General features: G+C 56.5%; 2 protein-coding genes and 1 pseudogene. 2 read left to right on the top strand and 1 reads right to left on the bottom strand.

The features are described from left to right. Both ACMX3H_RS18370 and ACMX3H_RS18365 read left to right on the top strand, forming a co-directional pair. The coding region (locus ACMX3H_RS18370; protein WP_415211818.1) for a transposase domain-containing protein at window positions 1-143 on the top strand (143 nt) is incomplete at its 5' end. A 99-nt stretch (window positions 144-242) separates the two neighbouring features. After that, window positions 243-887 (top strand): phosphotransferase, encoded by a 645-nt coding sequence (locus ACMX3H_RS18365; RefSeq protein ID WP_415211817.1) that lies wholly within the window; start codon window positions 243-245, stop codon window positions 885-887. Between the two features lie 186 nt (window positions 888-1073). On the opposite strand, the pseudogene ACMX3H_RS18360 reads toward ACMX3H_RS18365, so the two are convergent. Further along, window positions 1074-1951: pseudogene (locus ACMX3H_RS18360) on the bottom strand (DMT family transporter). Window positions 1952-2203: the final 252 nt, after the last annotated feature.

Below are 2203 nucleotides of genomic sequence, written 5' to 3'. Positions count from 1 at the left end.
TCGGTTCGGATAGCGGCGGCGACCGGGCGGCGCTGATGTATACGCTGATCGGCAGTTGCAAACTGAACGGCGTGGAGCCGGAAGCGTATCTGCGCCATGTGCTGGCGATTATCGCGGATCATCCCATCAACAAAATCAAATAGCTCCTGCCGTGGAACCTCACCATCCCTGCTGAATAACTGTCAATACGGCGCTGGGCGTACGCTTACGAAAATACAGCTGGGCGTCGAGAGTTTCGCCTGTTGCGCGCCCTTAACGGCAGCGGCCTGGTGCCGTGCCCGCGGGGCATCACCGCCGGTTGGCTGCTGGTGGAGTGGCTCCCCGGCGCACCGATGAATGCGCAGGGCTGGCAACAGGCGCTGACGACGGGCACGCTGGCGGGCCTCCTGGCCAGGCTGCATCAGCGTCGGCACAGCGGCTATCCGCTGAACCTGCAGGCGCGCTATGCGCGTTACTGGCAAACAAGCGACCCGGCGCGACGTTCACCGGCCTTTCTGAGGCTACATAGGCGGTTTTTGTGCCGGCGTCCGCCGACGGCCATACGCCAGGCGCTGTTGCATATGGATGTGCATCAAGGCAATGTGCTGCTTCAGCAGGCGGGTTCGCTGACGTTTATCGACTGGGAATATGCCGGCGATGGGGATGTTGCGCTGGAGCTGGCGGCGCTGTTTGGCGGCAATGCCCTGCAGGCCGCGGATCGCGAGCGTTTGCTGGCCGATTATGTGCGGCTTATGCCGGGCCTGGCGAGCGATCGTTTACGCCGGCAGATTGACGCCTGGCTTCCCTGGGTCAACTATCTCATGCTGCTGTGGTATGAGACCAGTTGGCACCAAACCGGGCAACCGCGACTTTATCGCCCTGGCGGCACCGCTGCGCCACTATTTTAATCTGTCGGGCTAACGTCTTTTGTGGGTAGGCCATAGGCGGCAACCCGTTTTGCCGCTTCCCCTGCAAAGGTGCGCCAATTAGCGTGCTGCATGGCCGCCACGCAGGTTATCGATAGTGATGTGTTGTCACCGAAGGCAGGGGGATTCACGGCGCCCGCGCATCCCAACGTTAGCATTCGTCGGCGCTCAGGCATGGCGCCGCGACAGCAGCGTTAATAAAATCCCGGCGCTGAGCGGCACCAGCAGCAGGCGCGAAACCGGTGAAAGCGTATAGCCATACAAGGCATTTTCCAGCAATAGCGCGATCACCGGGAAAATCAAAAACACCGTGGACGCCTGGAAAGCGCTGGCTTTTTTTATAGCGCAAAGTAGCACAAAATACCGAATACGCCGGCCACTACGCCTAAATACAGGGTTGCCCCTACCGAACTTGGCGAAAAATCATGCCAGCGGGGGTGTTCATACAGCCAGCCGACGGTGGCCAATGCAACTCCCGCCGCGCAGCAAGGTAGGGCATTGTAAGTCAGCACAGCCACGTAACAACCGCGCTTCTTGCAAAGGGTATACATAATTGCATGCATAATCAGGGCCGCGACCAGGGCCAGGGCACCCTGCCAGTGACAGCGGCTGGTTTCTTTCGCTTCGCTTATCAGCACTACGGCCAACGATGCGATCGCCAGCCGCAATCCCAGAAGTTGCAGCCTGCAGGTTTTTTCCTTTAACAGCAGCAGCGAGGTGCCAAGCACCACAACGGGCATGTTGGCGAAAATTACCGACGCCAGCCCCGAGCTGACGGTTTGCTCACCGTAAATCATTAATGAAAACGGAATGGCGAAATAAAATAGCGCGACCGCACATTGGAAAAGACGCTGCCCACGGGGAAAAAGTAACGGCGCACGGGTTAGCCAAGCCATAATAATAAGCAGCGGTGACGCGGCAATAAAACGCATGCCGGTCGCAAACACGGGCGGAATGGTATCAACCGCGATTTTCATGGCAAGCCAGGTGGTGCCCCAAGTTAAACAGATAAGGATAAATAGCAGTGATATCGTGATCATTCGCATAAAAATCTCCTCATCTAAAAAAATAATTATACCCGGACGGAGGAAGAAAAATATTGTCTAGCGGACCCGGTATTAAGTCATTGCGCGGTAAAATATTCTCTGCGTAGAACACGTGCAGATTCCGACGTATCCGATCATCTGTTCCGGCGACATCCGATCAGTTATTCCGATATTTTCCGATCACCCATTCCAGTGATATTCGATCACGTGTTCGCTCATCTTCTGACTCGGTTTTAGTCTATTTTTCCTGTG

This window comes from Sodalis sp. (in: enterobacteria) (assembly GCF_047607725.1).
Classification (GTDB): Bacteria; Pseudomonadota; Gammaproteobacteria; order Enterobacterales; family Enterobacteriaceae; genus JBLKSS01.
Note: the sequence above shows the minus strand (reverse complement) of the source record. Positions and strands in the feature narration are given on the sequence as shown.